General features: G+C 66.1%; 10 protein-coding genes. 5 read left to right on the top strand and 5 right to left on the bottom strand.

From position 1 onward, the window contains the following. Window positions 1-7: 7 nt before the first annotated feature. Window positions 8-1,663 (bottom strand): ribonuclease J, encoded by a 1,656-nt coding sequence (locus NY78_RS04050; RefSeq protein ID WP_043632040.1) that lies wholly within the window; start codon window positions 1,661-1,663, stop codon window positions 8-10. Next, on the bottom strand, window positions 1,660-2,373 hold the full coding sequence (locus tag NY78_RS04045; RefSeq protein WP_043632037.1) for a lysophospholipid acyltransferase family protein: 714 nt from the start codon (window positions 2,371-2,373) through the stop codon (window positions 1,660-1,662). Before NY78_RS04045 ends, NY78_RS04050 begins: the two co-directional genes overlap by 4 nt. 211 nt (window positions 2,374-2,584) lie before the next feature. On the opposite strand from NY78_RS04045, the gene NY78_RS04040 reads away from it, so the two are divergent. The 5 genes from NY78_RS04040 to NY78_RS04020 all read left to right on the top strand — a co-directional run bounded on the left by NY78_RS04040 (window position 2,585) and on the right by NY78_RS04020 (window position 9,002). Continuing rightward, the gene (locus NY78_RS04040) at window positions 2,585-2,980 is read left to right on the top strand and encodes a response regulator (protein WP_043632034.1); all 396 of its coding nucleotides are present in this window, start codon (window positions 2,585-2,587) and stop codon (window positions 2,978-2,980) included. Window positions 2,981-3,119: 139 nt separating this feature from the next. Further along, on the top strand, window positions 3,120-3,428 hold the full coding sequence (locus NY78_RS04035; RefSeq protein ID WP_043632031.1) for an isoamylase early set domain-containing protein: 309 nt from the start codon (window positions 3,120-3,122) through the stop codon (window positions 3,426-3,428). 104 nt (window positions 3,429-3,532) lie between these two features. After that, the gene (locus NY78_RS04030; protein WP_043632028.1) at window positions 3,533-5,215 is read left to right on the top strand and encodes a glycosyltransferase; all 1,683 of its coding nucleotides are present in this window, start codon (window positions 3,533-3,535) and stop codon (window positions 5,213-5,215) included. Then, window positions 5,212-7,854 (top strand): glycosyltransferase, encoded by a 2,643-nt coding sequence (locus NY78_RS04025; protein WP_043632025.1) that lies wholly within the window; start codon window positions 5,212-5,214, stop codon window positions 7,852-7,854. The genes NY78_RS04030 and NY78_RS04025 overlap by 4 nt, the downstream gene beginning before the upstream one ends. Before the next feature lie 5 nt (window positions 7,855-7,859). Then, window positions 7,860-9,002, top strand: coding sequence for a cytidylyltransferase domain-containing protein (locus NY78_RS04020; protein ID WP_043632023.1), 1,143 nt, complete (start codon window positions 7,860-7,862; stop codon window positions 9,000-9,002). 330 nt (window positions 9,003-9,332) lie between these two features. Here NY78_RS04020 and cobT read toward each other — a convergent pair whose 3' ends face one another. From cobT to NY78_RS04005, 3 genes are all read right to left on the bottom strand, one after another. After that, window positions 9,333-10,403, bottom strand: coding sequence for a nicotinate-nucleotide--dimethylbenzimidazole phosphoribosyltransferase (gene cobT, locus NY78_RS04015; protein WP_043632021.1), 1,071 nt, complete (start codon window positions 10,401-10,403; stop codon window positions 9,333-9,335). A 98-nt stretch (window positions 10,404-10,501) separates the two neighbouring features. Continuing rightward, on the bottom strand, window positions 10,502-13,114 hold the full coding sequence (locus NY78_RS04010) for a WD40/YVTN/BNR-like repeat-containing protein (protein ID WP_047960022.1): 2,613 nt from the start codon (window positions 13,112-13,114) through the stop codon (window positions 10,502-10,504). Between the two features lie 285 nt (window positions 13,115-13,399). Further along, entirely contained in the window at window positions 13,400-14,728 is a 1,329-nt protein-coding gene (locus NY78_RS04005) for an ATP-dependent 6-phosphofructokinase (RefSeq protein ID WP_047960021.1), read from the bottom strand. Window positions 14,729-14,819 lie beyond the last annotated feature (91 nt).

The following is a 14,819-nucleotide window of genomic DNA, read 5'->3' as shown; positions in this document are numbered from 1 at the left end:
TTCTCCCTTACAGGGTGATGACCAGCGGCACCACCACCGGGTCGCGTTCGAGGATCTTGCGAAAAAACCGCCGCAAGGCGGAGCGAATGCGCTCCTTGAGCAGATCGGACTGGCCCGGGGGCACGTTTTCGTAGATGTCGAGCACGATGCATTTGGCGTCTTCCAGCACGTGGCTGTAGTGCTGCTCGAAAACAAAGCCCTTGGAGAGGATGTTCGGACCAAAGGTCAGTTCGCCGGATTTCTCGTCCACCACCATGACCACGATGACCAAGCCCTCGCCGGCCAGCAGCTGGCGTTCCTTGAGCACGGTGGCCCCGACGTCGCCGACCCCTTTGCCGTCAACGTAGATATGCTCGACCGGGATGGCGTCTTCCATGCGGATAAGCCCCCCGCCAAAGGTCACGGGCTGGCCGTCCTCGATCACCAGGGCCCGTTCCGGGGCCACGCCGCAGGACACCGCAATGCGGGCGTGCTTGACCAGATGGCGATACTCGCCGTGGATGGGGATGAAAAACTTGGGCGAAACCGTGCGCAGCATGAGCCGCAGTTCCTCGGCATGGGCGTGTCCCGAGGCGTGGATGGCCTGGACACGCTCGTAGAGGACCTCGGCCCCGAGCTTGTAGAGGCGGTTTATAAGCCTCGTGATGGCCCGGATGTTGCCGGGGATAAAGCGCGAAGACAAAAGGACCGTATCGCCCCGCTGGATTTTCACCTGCCGGTGTTCGCCGTAGGCCAGACGCGACAGGGCCGAGAGCGGTTCCCCCTGGGAGCCGGTGACCAGCAGCACCACCTGATGGTCGGGCAGGCCCGGCAGCTCGTCCAGGCTGGCCTCGGTCCCGGGCGGAATGCGCAGATGGCCCAGTTCCCGGGCGATCTCGATGTTGGTGAAAAGGCTCTTGCCCGACACAGCCACCTTGCGGCCGGTGGCGTGGGCCAGATCGAAGACTTCCTGCATCCGCTGGATGTGGCTGGAAAAAAGCGTCACCACAATGCGGCCGGCGGCATCGGTGAAGATGTCGCCCAGGGCGGCCTTGATCTCGCGTTCCGTGAGGGCAAACCCCTCGCGTTCGGCATTGGTGGAGTCGGAGAGAAGCAGGGTCACGCCCGGCTTGGCAAAGCGCTTGATGGCCTCCAGATCGGTGGCGTGGCCGTCGAGCGGATTGCGGTCGATCTTGAAATCGCCGGTGTGGACGATGCGCCCGGCCGGGGTTTCGATGCCCAGGCCAAAGCCATGGACAATGGAATGGCAGACCGGGAAAAAGGTGACGCGAAAATCGCCCAGAGTGACCACGTCGCCGGCAGCCACCGGCTCAAACCGGGTGAATTCCCGCAGACTGTGCTCTTCGAGCTTCTTGCCGGCCAGGGCCAGGGTGAATTTCGAGCCGTACAGGGGCGCGTCGCAGGACCGCATGAGCCAGGGCAGCGCGCCAATGTGGTCTTCATGGCCGTGGGTGAGGACAATGCCCTTTAATTTATCGCGGTTTTGTAAAATGAAATCGAAACGCGGGATGACCACGTCGATGCCGAACAGGGAGTCGTCGGGAAACATCAGGCCGCAGTCCACGACGATCATCGAATCGCCGGAAACAAGGGCCATGCAGTTCAGCCCGATTTCGCCGAGGCCGCCCAAGGGGTAGAGGGTCACGGCGGGGGACGAATTCATGAGCGCATCTCCTGGTAGGCCGCGTCCATGCGGTCCCAAAGGTCGTTTTTAAAAGTATCGCGCTGTTTGAGCGAATAGGCGGCGGCAGCGTCAAAAGGCGGCAAGGCCCGGACCCGCACCACGCCGGGCGTCAGCTTCCGGCCATGCTTGGCCAGAATGTTCCCGGAGCCGGATACGATAATCGGGGCCACCATGGCCCGGCACTTCAGGGCCACGATCATGCCGCCGGTCTTGAATTCCTGGAGCCGGGAATAATCCATGGACCGCGTGCCTTCCGGGAAAACGAGCAGGCCCACGCCGCTGTCGACCAGATGCACGGCTTCCTGGATGGACTCCATGGCCTTTCGCCGGTTGCCCCGGTCGATGGCCACGTGGCCCATGCGGCGCATGGCCGGGCCGAACACCGGAATGGCGAACAGGCTCTCCTTGGCCAGAAAGCGGAAATTGTATCCCGGCAGCGCGGCGAAAAGAATCGGGATGTCCATATGGCTCTGGTGGTTGGCCATGAAAATGTACGTGGCCGCAGGGTCCAGGGCCGACAGATCGGCCTCGATGCGCACCCCGGCCGTCCATAGCAGGCACTTGGCCCACTGGCATTCAGACCAGTGGGAGAGCAGGCCGTTTTTGCCCACATGGGCAAACAACCAGCACAGACTGCTGAAAAAAAAAGTCAGCGGAGCAACCGCCAATTTAAACAGCAAAGCTCGCATACATCACGTCCGTTTGCACGTTGGCCAGGGCCGGGCCGGCCAGGAAATGGCCGGCCCGTTTTTCATCCTAGTTTCGCGCGCCAAAAAAATCCAGTCTTGCGGCCTGCCCAGAGGCTGATTCGATTTGCGGCAGCCTTGCATCGATGAGCCTTTTTTGGCACCACGGAAGCTGACGCGTCCCTTTGACCGGGCGCACCCAAAGGGGACCTGCATGAAAATTCTCATTGTGGACGACGATCCTCTTTCCCGTTTGACCCTGGAAGCCACCTTGTCCAGGTTCGGTCCCTGCCTCTGCGCTGAAAACGGCAGCGAAGGCCTCGACCTCTATACCCGGGCGCTTGATGCCGGCGAGCCGTTCTCCGTGGTTTTTATGGATATCCAAATGCCGATCATGGATGGACACACCGCGCTGACCGCCATCCGGGCCCTGGAAAAAGAGCGGGGCCTGCCCCCGGGCCGCGAGGCCAAGGCGGTCATGATCACCTGCCACGACGACGTCAAAAACGTGGCCACCTCGTTTTTCAGGGGCAACGTCACCTGCTATTTCACCAAACCCCTCAATCTGGCGGCCATGGTGGAAACGCTGAAAAAGGAAGCGGTGCTGTAGGTCGGAAGGGACCACAAATTCCCCAAAAAAGATTTTACAACGTCACAGAGAGGGGATATTTTCCGAAGATGCTTCCAAAAGATGCTGTGCGTCCGCCGGTTTCCCGCACAGCGACCGGCCGTCATCGCAAGGAGAGGATATGTCGCTGAAGAAAAAACCGCTCAAAAGCAAGCCCGTTTGCAAGGTCACGTTCACCCTGGCCAAGGAACAGGCCAAAGGGGCTGGCACCGTGCATCTGGTCGGAGAATTCAACGACTGGGACATCCATGCCGCCGCCATGCGTCGACAAAAAGACGGTTCCTTCACCGCCACCCTTGACCTGGACACCGGGCGCGAATACCAGTTCCGCTACCTGATCGATGGGGAAATCTGGATCAGCGACCCCGAGGCGGACAAGTACGCCTTCAGCCCGTTTGGCGACTGCGAAAATTCCGTGGTCCTGGTCTAACGTCGGCAGCCGGCGCTAACCGGCCCGGCGCTCCCCGGAACGCCCGGCCGGTTTGCGCCGGCTGTGCCCGCCCGGGCGCGGGGTAACGCTTCCCCAGCCTGCCCATGGCCGCCCAGATACGCACTGTCTGCCTCATCCATTCCTCCCTGGCCGGGGTCTTCAACCGCCTCGGGGTTTCCGCCGTGGTCATTGATCCGCCCATGGGCACGGCCAGCCTGCCAAGCCTGCTGGCCAACCTGCCCGAACCGCCCGACTGCGTCATCCACCAGGAACATCTCGGCAAACGCTTCATCCTGACCGATATTGAAGCCGCCCCCTGCCCCACCATCTTCTGGGCCCGCGACCCCCATCAAAATTTGTTCTGGCAGCGCCATTACGCCCGCCAGTTTTCCGCCGTGGCCAGCACCCAGCCCCATCTGCTCGATGCCTTTGCCGCGGCTGGCGCGGCCCGGACCGACTGGATCACCTGGCACGGGACCAGCCGCCCCTTTGTGCCCTTTGCCGCACGCACCCGGGCCATGGCCTTTGTCGGCCGCATCACCCCGCTTCGCCGCCGCCGCCAGTGGTTCGCCGACCACCTCGCTGCGGCCGGGCTCGTCCCCTGCCAAAACGCCCACGGCGAGGCCATGGCCGCTCACTACGACGCTGCCCGGGTCGCCCCCAACGAGTGTCTGGCCGGCGAGGTCAACCAGCGCCTGTTCGAGGCCGCGTCCAGCGGCTGCCTGCCCATCTCCGAACGCACCCCCGAGGCCGTGGCCGAACTGTTCGTGCCGGGCCGCGAGGCCCTGTATTACGACGACGTCCTGGAACTCGACGAACAGCTCCGCTTTGCCGCGGCCCATCCCGGGCTGATCGAGAAGATGGCCCGGGCCGCCCATGCCGCCGTGGGGGAGCGCCATCTGGTCGAGCACCGGGCGGCCGCCCTGCTCGCCCTGGCCGCCGAGGCCGTACACAGGCCGGGCAGCCCGGCCACAGGGCCGGCTGCGGCCGAAGCCACGGCCCTGACCTTTTTCCGCCTGTCTCGCAGCGAACAGCTGCCCCTGCCCCAGTCCGTGGTCTGGGACCGGCTCAGCGCCGCCCCGCCCACGCCGGACGTGATCGCGGCCATGCTCCACGTGGCCGTCGACATGGACGAGCGAACGCTGGTGGCCCAGCTGGCCGGCATATGCCTGGCCCGGCCCGACCTGGCCGCCAACGTCCAGGCTGCGGCCCTGACCTGCGCGGCCTGCTGGCGCATGGACGATCCGGAAGGGGCCAGACGGACGTACGCCGCCTATGTGCGGGCCACCGGCCGGACCCAGGCGGCCCGGTTGCACGACGCCTTTGACTACCTGCTTTTTTTCGCCGCCGCCCTCGAAGCGCGCGGCTATGACAGCGCGCCGGGCCTGCTCTTTAACCCGGACCGCCACCTGCCCGAAAACGCGGCCGAATGCCTGGTGACGGCCAAGCAGCTGCGTCCGGACTCCCTGGAAGTCGACCGCCGGCTGGCCGGGATCCTGAGCCGCCATGCCGGGGGGCAGGCCGAGCGGGTGGGGCTTTTGTCCAACCTGTCGCTCCATCGCCGCAACGACTGGGCCTTGGGCCTGGAGTTGGCCCAGGCCAACCTGCACGCCTTTCGCCGCGAACCCGGCCTGGAGGAAGCCATGGACGCCGCCATGGCCGCAGCCGGCCAGGGACAGCTGGCCCGCTTTTCCCGACGCCTCGCCCTGGCGGATCCCTCCGGCCGGCTGCGGGCCGAACTCCTGGCCCGGGGCCTGCCCCTGCCGCCGCTGGAGGCCGCCTCATGAGCCGGCCCCTTTGCGTGGTCCATTTTTCCACCACCCCGCTGGCCGGGATGCCGCTTCGCCTGACGGCCGCCCTGGCCCGCCACGCCGGCATCGAGGCCCGCCTCGTGGACACCACCCGCTTCGGGCTCTTTGGCCAGGACGTGGTCTTTGACGAGACGCCGGAGGCGGCCGTGGCCCTGGCCGAGCGGGCTGACATCATCCATCTGCACAATTACCTGGGCCTGGGCTCCACGGCCTTTGCGCCCCTTGATTTCGCCGCCCTGGCCCGGCGGGGCACGGCGGTGGTGCGCCAGTTTCACAGCACCCCGGCCCTGGTGGCCGGAACCATGGGCATCCCCGTGGCCGAGTTGCTGGCCGATCCCCTGCCGGCCCTGGTCATTGCCCAGTATCCCGAACGTCTCTATCCCCGGGCCTGGGTTGTGCCCAATTTCGTGCCCGAGGACGAACCCGGCTACCAGCCGGCCGACGGCCCGCCTGACGTCGACGTGTTTTTCAGCCACACCAAGACGGTCGGGGCCTTCGAGGACCGCTGGAACACCAAGGCCGCGCCGGAAACGGCCGCCCTGCTGGGGCAGCTTGGGCGCGACCACGGCATCGCCAGCGACATCGTCTCCGGCCTGCCCCTGGCAAAGGCCCTGGCCCGCAAACGCCGGGCCAGGATCGTCCTCGACGATCTGGCCAGCGGCAGCTACCACCTAACCGGCCTGGAAGGGCTGGCCATGGCCAAGCCGGTGCTGGCCTTTCTCGACGGCCGCTGCCTGGAACTCTTGGCCGCCTTTGCCGGCACCCCGCGCTGCCCCTTTGTCAATGTCCGGCTGGAAGAGGCCGGCCCGGCCATCCGGGCGCTGTTGGCCGATCCCGAAGCTGCAACCGCCGTAGGACTGGCCGGGCGCGACTGGCTGACCAGCCATTTTTCCGCCAGGACCCGGGTGGCCTATTACGTTGAGGCCTACGAACGCCTGTTGCGCGACCCGGTGAGCCTTTGCCGCCAGCCGGCCTTGGCCCTCGACGGGCCGGCCAGCCGGTTCTTCGCCAGCGCCCTGCCCGAGGCGGTGCACACGGCCCGGCGGGAACGCCATCTGGCGGCAACCGGCCACCCGCCCCTGCCCCTGGCCACGGGCCGCGACTTTCTGCCCTGGCGCATCTCTCAAAAAAGCCATTTCGCCGCCTTCACCCCGCCGCCGGAATTGGCCTTTCGCGACGCCGGGCTGGCCGATCTCAAATACTACCAGCATTTGCTGGCCTGGCAGGTCCTGTCGGCAGCCCTCCCGGCCGGGGCCAGGGTGCTGGAAATCGGCGGCGGCGTCTCGCCGCTTGGGCGGGTGCTGGCCGGGCGTTTCGCCTACACCAATCTCGACCCCCTGGCCGGGGCCGGCAACGGCCCGACCGGACTGCCGGCCGACCATCCCGGCCGGCTGGTGCGCGCCGCCCTGGGGGACTTGTCCGGCGACCTGCCGGACGCCGCCTTTGACGCCGTCGTCTCGGTCTCGGCCCTGGAGCATGTGCCTGAAGATCCCGACGTCTGGCGCGCCCTGGCTGCTGATCTGGCCCGGCTGGCCCGGCCAGGCGGGTTCCACCTGCACCTCTTCGATGTGGTGGACAAGCCGGACGGTCCCTGGACGAGCAGCTTCCTGCCCTATCTGCTGGCCCGGCTCGGCCGGCAGGGCGAACTGACGTCCTTTGCCGCCGCAACAGCCGACCCGGACTGGCACCATCTGTCCCGGGCCGCCTACGAGCGCAACTGGCTGCCGGTGACCGGCGTCCCCTTTGCCAATTTCGGCCGGGCCTTTTCCTGGAATCTCTTTTTCACGGCCGAGGAACTGGCCCCGGAGGCCGAGGCCGTCCCAGGCCACGCCCCGGCTGTCCTTCTGGCCCGCGACGCCGTCTCGGCCCTGGGCCTGCCGGAAATCCTCAAGCGCACGCCGCTGCCGGCCATCCGCCTGGTCACGCCGTCGCTCAACCAAGCCCCCTTTCTGGCCGCCGCCCTGGACAGCGTGCTCTCCCAGAACTATCCCGCCCTGTCCTATGTCGTCCTGGACGGCGGCAGCACCGACGGTTCGGCCGGCATCATCCGCCGGCTTGGCCCCCATCTGGCCTCCTGGCGAAGCCGGCCCGATGCCGGCCACTACCCGGCCGTGGCCGAAGGCCTGGCCGGGAGCGACGCGCCCCTTTGCGGCTGGCTCAATGCCGACGACCTGCTCCATCCCCAGGCCCTTTTGAAGGTGGCCGACGCCTTCCTGTCCGATCCGTCCGCCCGCTGGATCACCGGCCGCCCCACGGCCTTTGACGCCGCCGGGCAGGTGACCTGGGTGCGCCCGGACCTGCCGGCCTGGACCCCGGCAATCTTTTACAACGGCGATTTCCGGGCCTTTATCCAGCAGGAAAGCACCTTTTTCGCCCGCACGCTGTGGCAGGCCGCCGGGGCCGGCTTTGCCCCGCAGTTTCCGCTGGCCGGCGACTTTGATTTGTGGCTGCGGTTTTTCCAACGGGAACGTCTCGTGACCATCGACCGCCTGATCGGCGGCTACCGTCGCCACGGCAGCAACCGGGCCGTGGTCCTCTACGACCAGTACATGGCCGAGGTGCAGCGGAGTCTGGACCGCCATCGTTCCCATTTCTTTCCGGCCAAGGAGCAGTGAACCGTATGCGCATCGGAGCCCTGGTGCCGGCCCGGATGGGGTCCAAACGCCTGCCCGGCAAGAACGCCGTGGACCTCGGCGGCGTGCCGCTGGTCTGCCGCACCCTGGACGTGCTCCTGGCCAGCGGCGTCTTTGCCGATGTGACCGTCTCGACCGAAAGCCGCGAATTGGCCGACCTCGTTCGCCAACGCTATCCGGCCGGGGACGTCCGCATCCTTATGCGCCCGGACGCCCTGGCCGGCGACGATGCGCCCCTGGCCCAGGTGGCGGATCATTATGTGGAAAACCGCCCCGGGCTTCACTGGGCCGGGCTTTTCATGCCGACCTTCCCCTTTCGCCGCACCGAACGCCTGCACGAGGCCGCCGCCGCCATCCATACCGGCTATGCCCTGCGCGTCCAGGCCGTGCGCCCGGAACAGCACTGGGACCGCGACTATTTCTTTCCCGTTGCCGGCGGTGTTGCCCCGGTCTTTGCCGGGTTTCCCAATCTGCTGCGTTTTTCCTCCACCAGCTACATGCTGTGGCGGCGCGAAACCCCGCAAACCCATGCCATGCGCCTGGGCTACCGCCTGGGCGAGCGGGAATACCGGCTGGACGTGACCCTGCCCGAAACCGTGGATATCGACACGGCCGCCGATCTGGCCCTGGCCGAAAAGATCCTGGCCGGGGCGCGCTACCGCCAGACCGCCGTGACGACCCACGTGGTCGGTCCCTGGTTCGTCCAGACCCCGGCCGGAGCCGACCCCGAGGCCTTCCTGGCCTGGCTTGGCCCCGAGGCCCTGGCTGATCCGACGGCCCCGCCGCTTTTGCTCCAAAAGCCGGCCCCGCCCCTTTTTACGGCCCGGCTGGTCAGCGACCTGCCGGAACTCCATTTCTTAAACCCGGACGCCCAGGCCCACACCTGGTCGCCGCGCTACATTGCCACGGCCAACACCGCCCACTGCCTGCCCGTCTACCAGCACAGCCCCTGCTGGCGCGTTATCCCGCGCACGGCCCCGGACCATGAGACGCCCCGACCGGTAGATCGAAGCGGCCTGGGCCGGCCCATTGCCGCCGAAGACTGTCTGGTCCCGGCCAGCCGGGTGCGCTTTGCCGCCGACATGGAGCGGGAGGCGTTTTACCGGGGGGCCTACGTGCTGGAGGAATAAGGCCGGCAGCGTTGCAACGCGACGCCCGAAAGCAAAAAGAAACGGATCGGGACCTTGCCGCGGCAAGGTCCCGATCCGTTTCTTGAGCCATCCACTCGTCTCTGGATTTCCCCCTGAAAGGGGTCCGGGAAAGCTGCCCCCGACCACCGCAGCAACGGTGGTTCCCGTCAAACACGATTTTTCCCGCTCCCGCTCACCGTCGCGGTAACGCCCCTCCCTTAACCCATTGGGGGGTCCGGGGGCCTCAGGCCCCCGGCCGCCGGAGGCACTCCCCCCTCTCCTCGCATCCCCGGCCGCCGGAGGCCTCTTCTGCCTTCTCTTCTTTTTCACCTACACGACGCCATCGCTGACGCCGGCGGCGGCGAACGTAGCCATATCGTTGTACATATTGGCGCTGGCCCGCATCAGGAACAGGGCCAGGGCAGCGCCGGTTCCCTCGCCCAGGCGAAGGCCCAGGTCGAGCAGCGGCTTTTGGCCCATGGCGCTCATGATGGCGGCATAGCCGGGTTCGGCCGAGGCGTGGCTTAAAAAGGCGTAGTCGGCCACGTTCGGGCAGATGGCCCGGGCGGCTGTGTAGGCGGCGGTGGAAATAAATCCGTCCACGGCAATGGGCAGGCGGTTGGCGGCAGCGCCCAGGACCAGCCCGGCCAGACAGGCGATTTCAAGGCCTCCCAGGGCGGCCAGGATGGCCACCGGGTCGCCTGCGGCCACCACGTCGCTGTGGCGGGCCAGGCCTTTGCCGACGATTTCAGCCTTGCGGCGCACGCCATGGGCATCAAGGCCGGTGCCGGGACCGGTGATGGCTTGCGGGGCCAGCCCCAGATAGGCGCAAAAAAGCGCGGTGGAGGGCGTGGTGTTGGCAATGCCCATGTCGCCGGTGCCAAGGGCCTTGATGCCTTCGGCCGCAGCCGCATCAGCCAGAGAGACGCCAAGGAGCAGGGCCTCGGTGCACACAGCAAGGCTCATGGCCGGACCGGTGACGAAATTGGCCGTGCCCGAGGCCACGCGCGTTCCGGCAAAGCGGGGATGGGCCGCAAAAGGATCGCCCAGGCAGCCGGCGTCCACCACCCGGAGATCCACGCCGGCAGTGGCGGCCAGGACATTGATGCCGGCCCCGCCGGCCAGAAAGTTGGCCACCATCTGCCGGGTGACTTCCTGGGGAAACAGGCTGACACCCTCTTCGGCCACGCCGTGGTCGCCGGCGCAGACATAGATGCGGGCCGGATCGACCACCGGAGTCTGGCCGCCGCGGATGGCAAACAGGCGCTCGGCCATTTCTTCCAGACGCCCAAGGCTGCCGCGCGGCTTGGTGAGGTTGTCGAGATGGGCCTTGGCCACGGGAAAAAGGGCCGGATCAACGGGCGCGATGGCGGCCAGGACATCGGACAGGGTGCGGGACATGAATACTCCTTTGCGTATTGCAAACATCGGACGGCCGGAAGGTGATCCTTCCGGCCGCCTTTTTCGCCTTGGCAGCAACGAAACGGGACGTCCCGACGTTACTGCTTGAGCAGCAGCAGATCGGCCGCCGGCCCGGAGGCGGCCTTGGCCGGCAGGGGAACGTACCAGACGCCCCGGCCGTGGGTGAAGGCGTACAACCGTTTGGACACGGGTTCAACTCTCAGGGATTCGGTGATGACATTGGCAAAGCCGGAATTTTCCACGGCCCAAGAGGCGCCGCCGTCCAGGCTGGCAAAGACGCCGAGGTCGGTGCCGACGTAGAGGCGATTTCGGAAATTGGGGTCGACGACGAGGGCAAAGGTTGGGATGTCGGGCAGGGCCGTCGATCCCGTGCCGGTAATCGTGGTCCAGGTCGCGCCCCGGTTGCTCGATTTAAGCACATGCGGCTGCCCGAAGTTGGAACAGGTGGCGTAGAGGATGCTGGAGTTGCCGGGATCAAAGGCCAGGGAAGCGATTTGGCCGGCTACCGGCGAGGTGGAACTCCAGACGGTGGCGGCAGTGGCGGACAGGGCCGTGGTGGACACAAAGACCGAGCCGTTATTGGTGCCCACGGCGACGAGGTTGGAATTGCCCGGAGCCACGGCAATGGCGCTGACCGTACCGTTGCCGGCAAGGGCGGTGGATGCCTGGGTCCAGGCGTCCGCGCCATTGGTGGTGCGCCAGAGCGTCTTGCCGCCGATCCACAGATTGGCCGGGTTGTTGGGGTCCATGGTAAACGGCGCGATAAAGGCGAAGTTGGCCGAGGCTTCGGTGATGCCGGTGGTGGCCTGGGCAAAGGCCGTGCCGCCGTTGATGGAGCGCTGGAGGCTCAGATTGGTATATTCGCCGTAAAGGGTGTTGGTGTTTTGCGGATTGACAGCCACGCCGCCGCCGTCGCCGCCAAGAAGCGTGGCCCAGGCGTTGGCCCCGCCAGCAATGCTCCCGCGGGTGGTGCCGTTGTCCTGGGCTCCTCCGAAAAAGGTCCCGCCGCCGGGGTAGACCGCGCCATAATAGTACTGGGTGATGCCCAGGCCGTTGTTGAGACTGACCCAGGGCACTTTGGACGCCGTGTCCGAACAGGTCTGGGTGGTGGTGTCGGCCCGGGCGTTGTCCGTACGGAACAGGCCGCCGTCGTTGCCGTTGTAGAGCGTCTTGTTGGTGTCGCCGTTGTAGTTCGGATGAAAGACCAGCACGTGATGGTCGGCGTGGTTGTAGGCGGCAAGGCTGGTATTGGCCCACCAGACCGAAGCCAGCCCCCAGGAGACGCCGCCGTTGTCGGAGCGGAAAAGGTCGATGCCGCCGGTCCAGACGATGTTGGGATTGATCGGGTCCACGGCGATGACATTGTCGTACCAGCCCTGGTTGGCATAGGTGTCCGACGCTTCGCACTGGGCGCAGAAGGCTGAGCAGACGTTGGTCAGCAGCATGTTTTCGAGGACTTTTGCGCCGAGATTGGTATACACGGCCACCCAGCTCGCTCCGCCGTTGACGGACTTGAGCACGGTCAGCAAGCCGTTGTTCCAGTTGCCGGGAGCGTTGGACGAGACCAGGGCGTACAGGATGCTCTGGTCGCTTTTGGCAATGGCCAGGGAGGTGCGATCCATGTTCGTCTGAGTATGCACCGAGGTCCAGGTCTGGCCGTTGTCGGTGGAGCGGTGGATGGCGGCCTGGGTGGGTGCGGTCAGGTAGGTGCCGCACGAGGCGACGAGTGTATCGGCGCTTGTGACGTCGGTGCGAACGACCAGATCGGTGCAGCCGCTGACGTTTGCGGCATCCAGCTTGAGCGTCCAACTCGCGCCGGTATCGGTGGAGACGGCAACGCCTTTGCGGGTGGCGGCATAAAGCCGTGTAGAGTCGTTGGGGCTGACCACAACCTTGTTGACGTAATAAAAATCCTCGTTGGCTGTGGAGGCCAGCTGGGTCCAGTTTGTCCCGGCGTTGGTGGTCTTAAAAATGCCAGCCCCGCGCACAGCGTCGACGTTGTAATAGCCTTCACCCGTGCCGGCGTAGATGATGGAAGAATTTTTGGGGTCCATGGCCATGGAGCACACGGCCAGATTGGAAAGCAAGTCAGTCAGCGGCGTCCAGGTGGTGCCGGCGTTGGTGGTTTTCCACACGCCCCCGGCCACGCCGCCGATATACATGGTGGCCGGCGTGGCCGGGTCGATCACCATGGACCGGATGCGCCCGCCGACATTGCCGGGACCGACGCCGGTCCAGTTGCCAAGCGCCGCCCCGCCGCGGGCGTCGTAGGCCCGACGATCCGCAGCCGGAACCAGGGCGTTGTCGCGGGTGGAGAAAAGCGGCATGTCCCGCATGGCCTCCATGGCCGTGACATAGCGCTGGACCGGAATGGCTGTTTCACCCACCGGGGCGCGTTTTTCGGCAAAAAAGATCTGCGCTTCCCTGGGCTTGTCAAAACTTTTCTTGGGCTTGGCCCGTTTGCGCTCCATGATCTTTTGAAGCCGGGCCGCTTCGGCGACAGGATCAAGGGCGGCCAGTTGCTTGCTTTCCGGCACGCCGGGTTTAAAGGCCGGCGTCGACGCGCCCGTCTCTCCGGCCGGCTTGGCTGAGGAGACCGGAGCTTCGCTCTGGCTGCACCCCCACAGGAGGAGCGTGCAGACGCTTAGACATCCCAATATTCCGGCGGCAGTCTTGAGGTGTTTAAACATCTGGCATCCCCTTGGGCTATGGGTTGGACGGCATGGTTGGCCGTCGGTGCTGCACTGCGCGCTCCCCCGCTTCCCGGGTCCGAGCGACAGTGTTCCCGGTCAAGCGGTTGCTGCAGTCGTCCCGGTCCGCAGCCGAGCGGATTGCCGGCCCCCGTCAAAAACCCCTTCAAAAACCTCTTCCCGTTGGGGGGTCCGGGGGCCTCAGGCCCCCGGCCGCCGGAGGCTTCTTCTGCCTTTCCTGCTCCCGCTCCCCGGTCGCCGGAGGCTTCGTCGCAGGAACACCCATCAAGCCTGATCGGGGGCAAAACGCGGCTGGCCGGTGGAATCGAGCACGGCCTGCCAATAGTCGGAATGGATGTCGATGTGCTTGCGCTCCCGGGTGACCAGCGGCAGCGGCACATGGACGTAGCGGTCGTTGACCGAGCCGATCATCAGCCCGGTTTTGCCGGCCATGCCGGCGTGGACGGCCAGACGGCCGAGGAAGCCGCAGTAGACGGCGTCGGCGGTGTTGGCCGGCACCGAGCGGATGATGTAGCTCGGATCGATGGCCTTCATGGTGATGGGCAGGGCTTTTTCCTTGAAATGCCGTTTGATCTCGGCCGAGAGCAGACCGCAAAAATCGCCCAGGACGGGGTTGCCCGAGGGATCGGTGCGCCCGGTCTCGTCCACCAGGTGCTGCCCCGCCCCTTCGGCGGCCACAATGACGGCATGGCCGCGGGTGCGAAGCCGCGTCTCCAGGACGTCGATCACGCCGCCCGGGCCGGTCAGGGCAAAAGGCTCCTCAGGCACGAGGACCATATTGACGTGTTTCAGACCCATACTGGCCTCGGCCGCGATAAACCCGGACTGGCGGCCCATGAGCTTGACCAGACCGATGCCGTAGGGAGCGCCGACCGCCTCGACATGGGCGCAGGCGATGGCCTCGGTGGCCTGCTCGGCGGCGGTGGAAAAGCCGAAGGTGCGCGAGACGAAATGGATGTCGTTATCCACGGTTTTGGGGATGCACACCACGCCGATGGGCAGGTCCCGGCCGGCGATTTCGGCCCCGATGGCCTCGGCGGCCCGCATGGTGCCGACCCCGCCGATAAAGATGCAAAAGCCGATGCCGAGCCGCTCCATGGCGTCCACGATCTCGTCCACGGGCTGGGAGCCGCGCGAGGACCCAAGGATGGTGCCGCCAAATTGCTGAATCTCGGCCACGTTGTCCGGGAAAAATTCCATCACGTCGTGGCGGCAGGCCGGGATGAAGCCGCGCAGGCCGTAGCGGATGCCAAGGGTGGCGGCCACGCCGTAGTGGTGGTGGGCCTCCATGACGATGGAGCGGATGACGTCGTTTATGCCGGGGCAGATGCCGCCGCAGGTGACGATGGCGATCTTGGTCTTGTGGGGCGAAAAAAAGAGCTGCTGGCGGGGGCCGGCCTCCTCAAAAAAGACCGGAGCCACGTCCTTTGTGGCCAGCGTATCCCTGGAGATGCCGACCAGCACCCCGGCCTCGTCGGTGGTGAAGGCGTCGGAGCATTTGGGACTGGCGCAGGCGCTTTGGCCCAGGGTGGACACGGCCGTGTCGGCCGGGGTGAGGGCCATATTGAGGCTGGCATCCTTGTTGTTGCGCATAGGGACTCCTTGCGGCATCAGAGAGGCTTCGTACAGTTGTTGTCGTGGTAGCCTTTTGGGCTGTTTCCGGCAACAGGGCGCATCGCCCGGG

The sequence above is a fragment of the Desulfovibrio sp. TomC genome (genome assembly GCF_000801335.2).
Lineage (GTDB): Bacteria > Desulfobacterota > Desulfovibrionia > Desulfovibrionales > Desulfovibrionaceae > Solidesulfovibrio.
This window is presented reverse-complemented; position numbering and strand designations above follow the sequence as displayed.

Coding starts and splice junctions, on each gene's coding strand:
- NY78_RS04050 (WP_043632040.1), bottom strand. CDS start 1,663: ATGAATTCGTCCCCCGCCGTGACCCTCTACCCCTTGGGCGGCCTCGGC.
- NY78_RS04045 (WP_043632037.1), bottom strand. CDS start 2,373: ATGCGAGCTTTGCTGTTTAAATTGGCGGTTGCTCCGCTGACTTTTTTT.
- NY78_RS04040 (WP_043632034.1), top strand. CDS start 2,585: ATGAAAATTCTCATTGTGGACGACGATCCTCTTTCCCGTTTGACCCTG.
- NY78_RS04035 (WP_043632031.1), top strand. CDS start 3,120: ATGTCGCTGAAGAAAAAACCGCTCAAAAGCAAGCCCGTTTGCAAGGTC.
- NY78_RS04030 (WP_043632028.1), top strand. CDS start 3,533: ATGGCCGCCCAGATACGCACTGTCTGCCTCATCCATTCCTCCCTGGCC.
- NY78_RS04025 (WP_043632025.1), top strand. CDS start 5,212: ATGAGCCGGCCCCTTTGCGTGGTCCATTTTTCCACCACCCCGCTGGCC.
- NY78_RS04020 (WP_043632023.1), top strand. CDS start 7,860: ATGCGCATCGGAGCCCTGGTGCCGGCCCGGATGGGGTCCAAACGCCTG.
- cobT (WP_043632021.1), bottom strand. CDS start 10,403: ATGTCCCGCACCCTGTCCGATGTCCTGGCCGCCATCGCGCCCGTTGAT.
- NY78_RS04010 (WP_047960022.1), bottom strand. CDS start 13,114: ATGTTTAAACACCTCAAGACTGCCGCCGGAATATTGGGATGTCTAAGC.
- NY78_RS04005 (WP_047960021.1), bottom strand. CDS start 14,728: ATGCGCAACAACAAGGATGCCAGCCTCAATATGGCCCTCACCCCGGCC.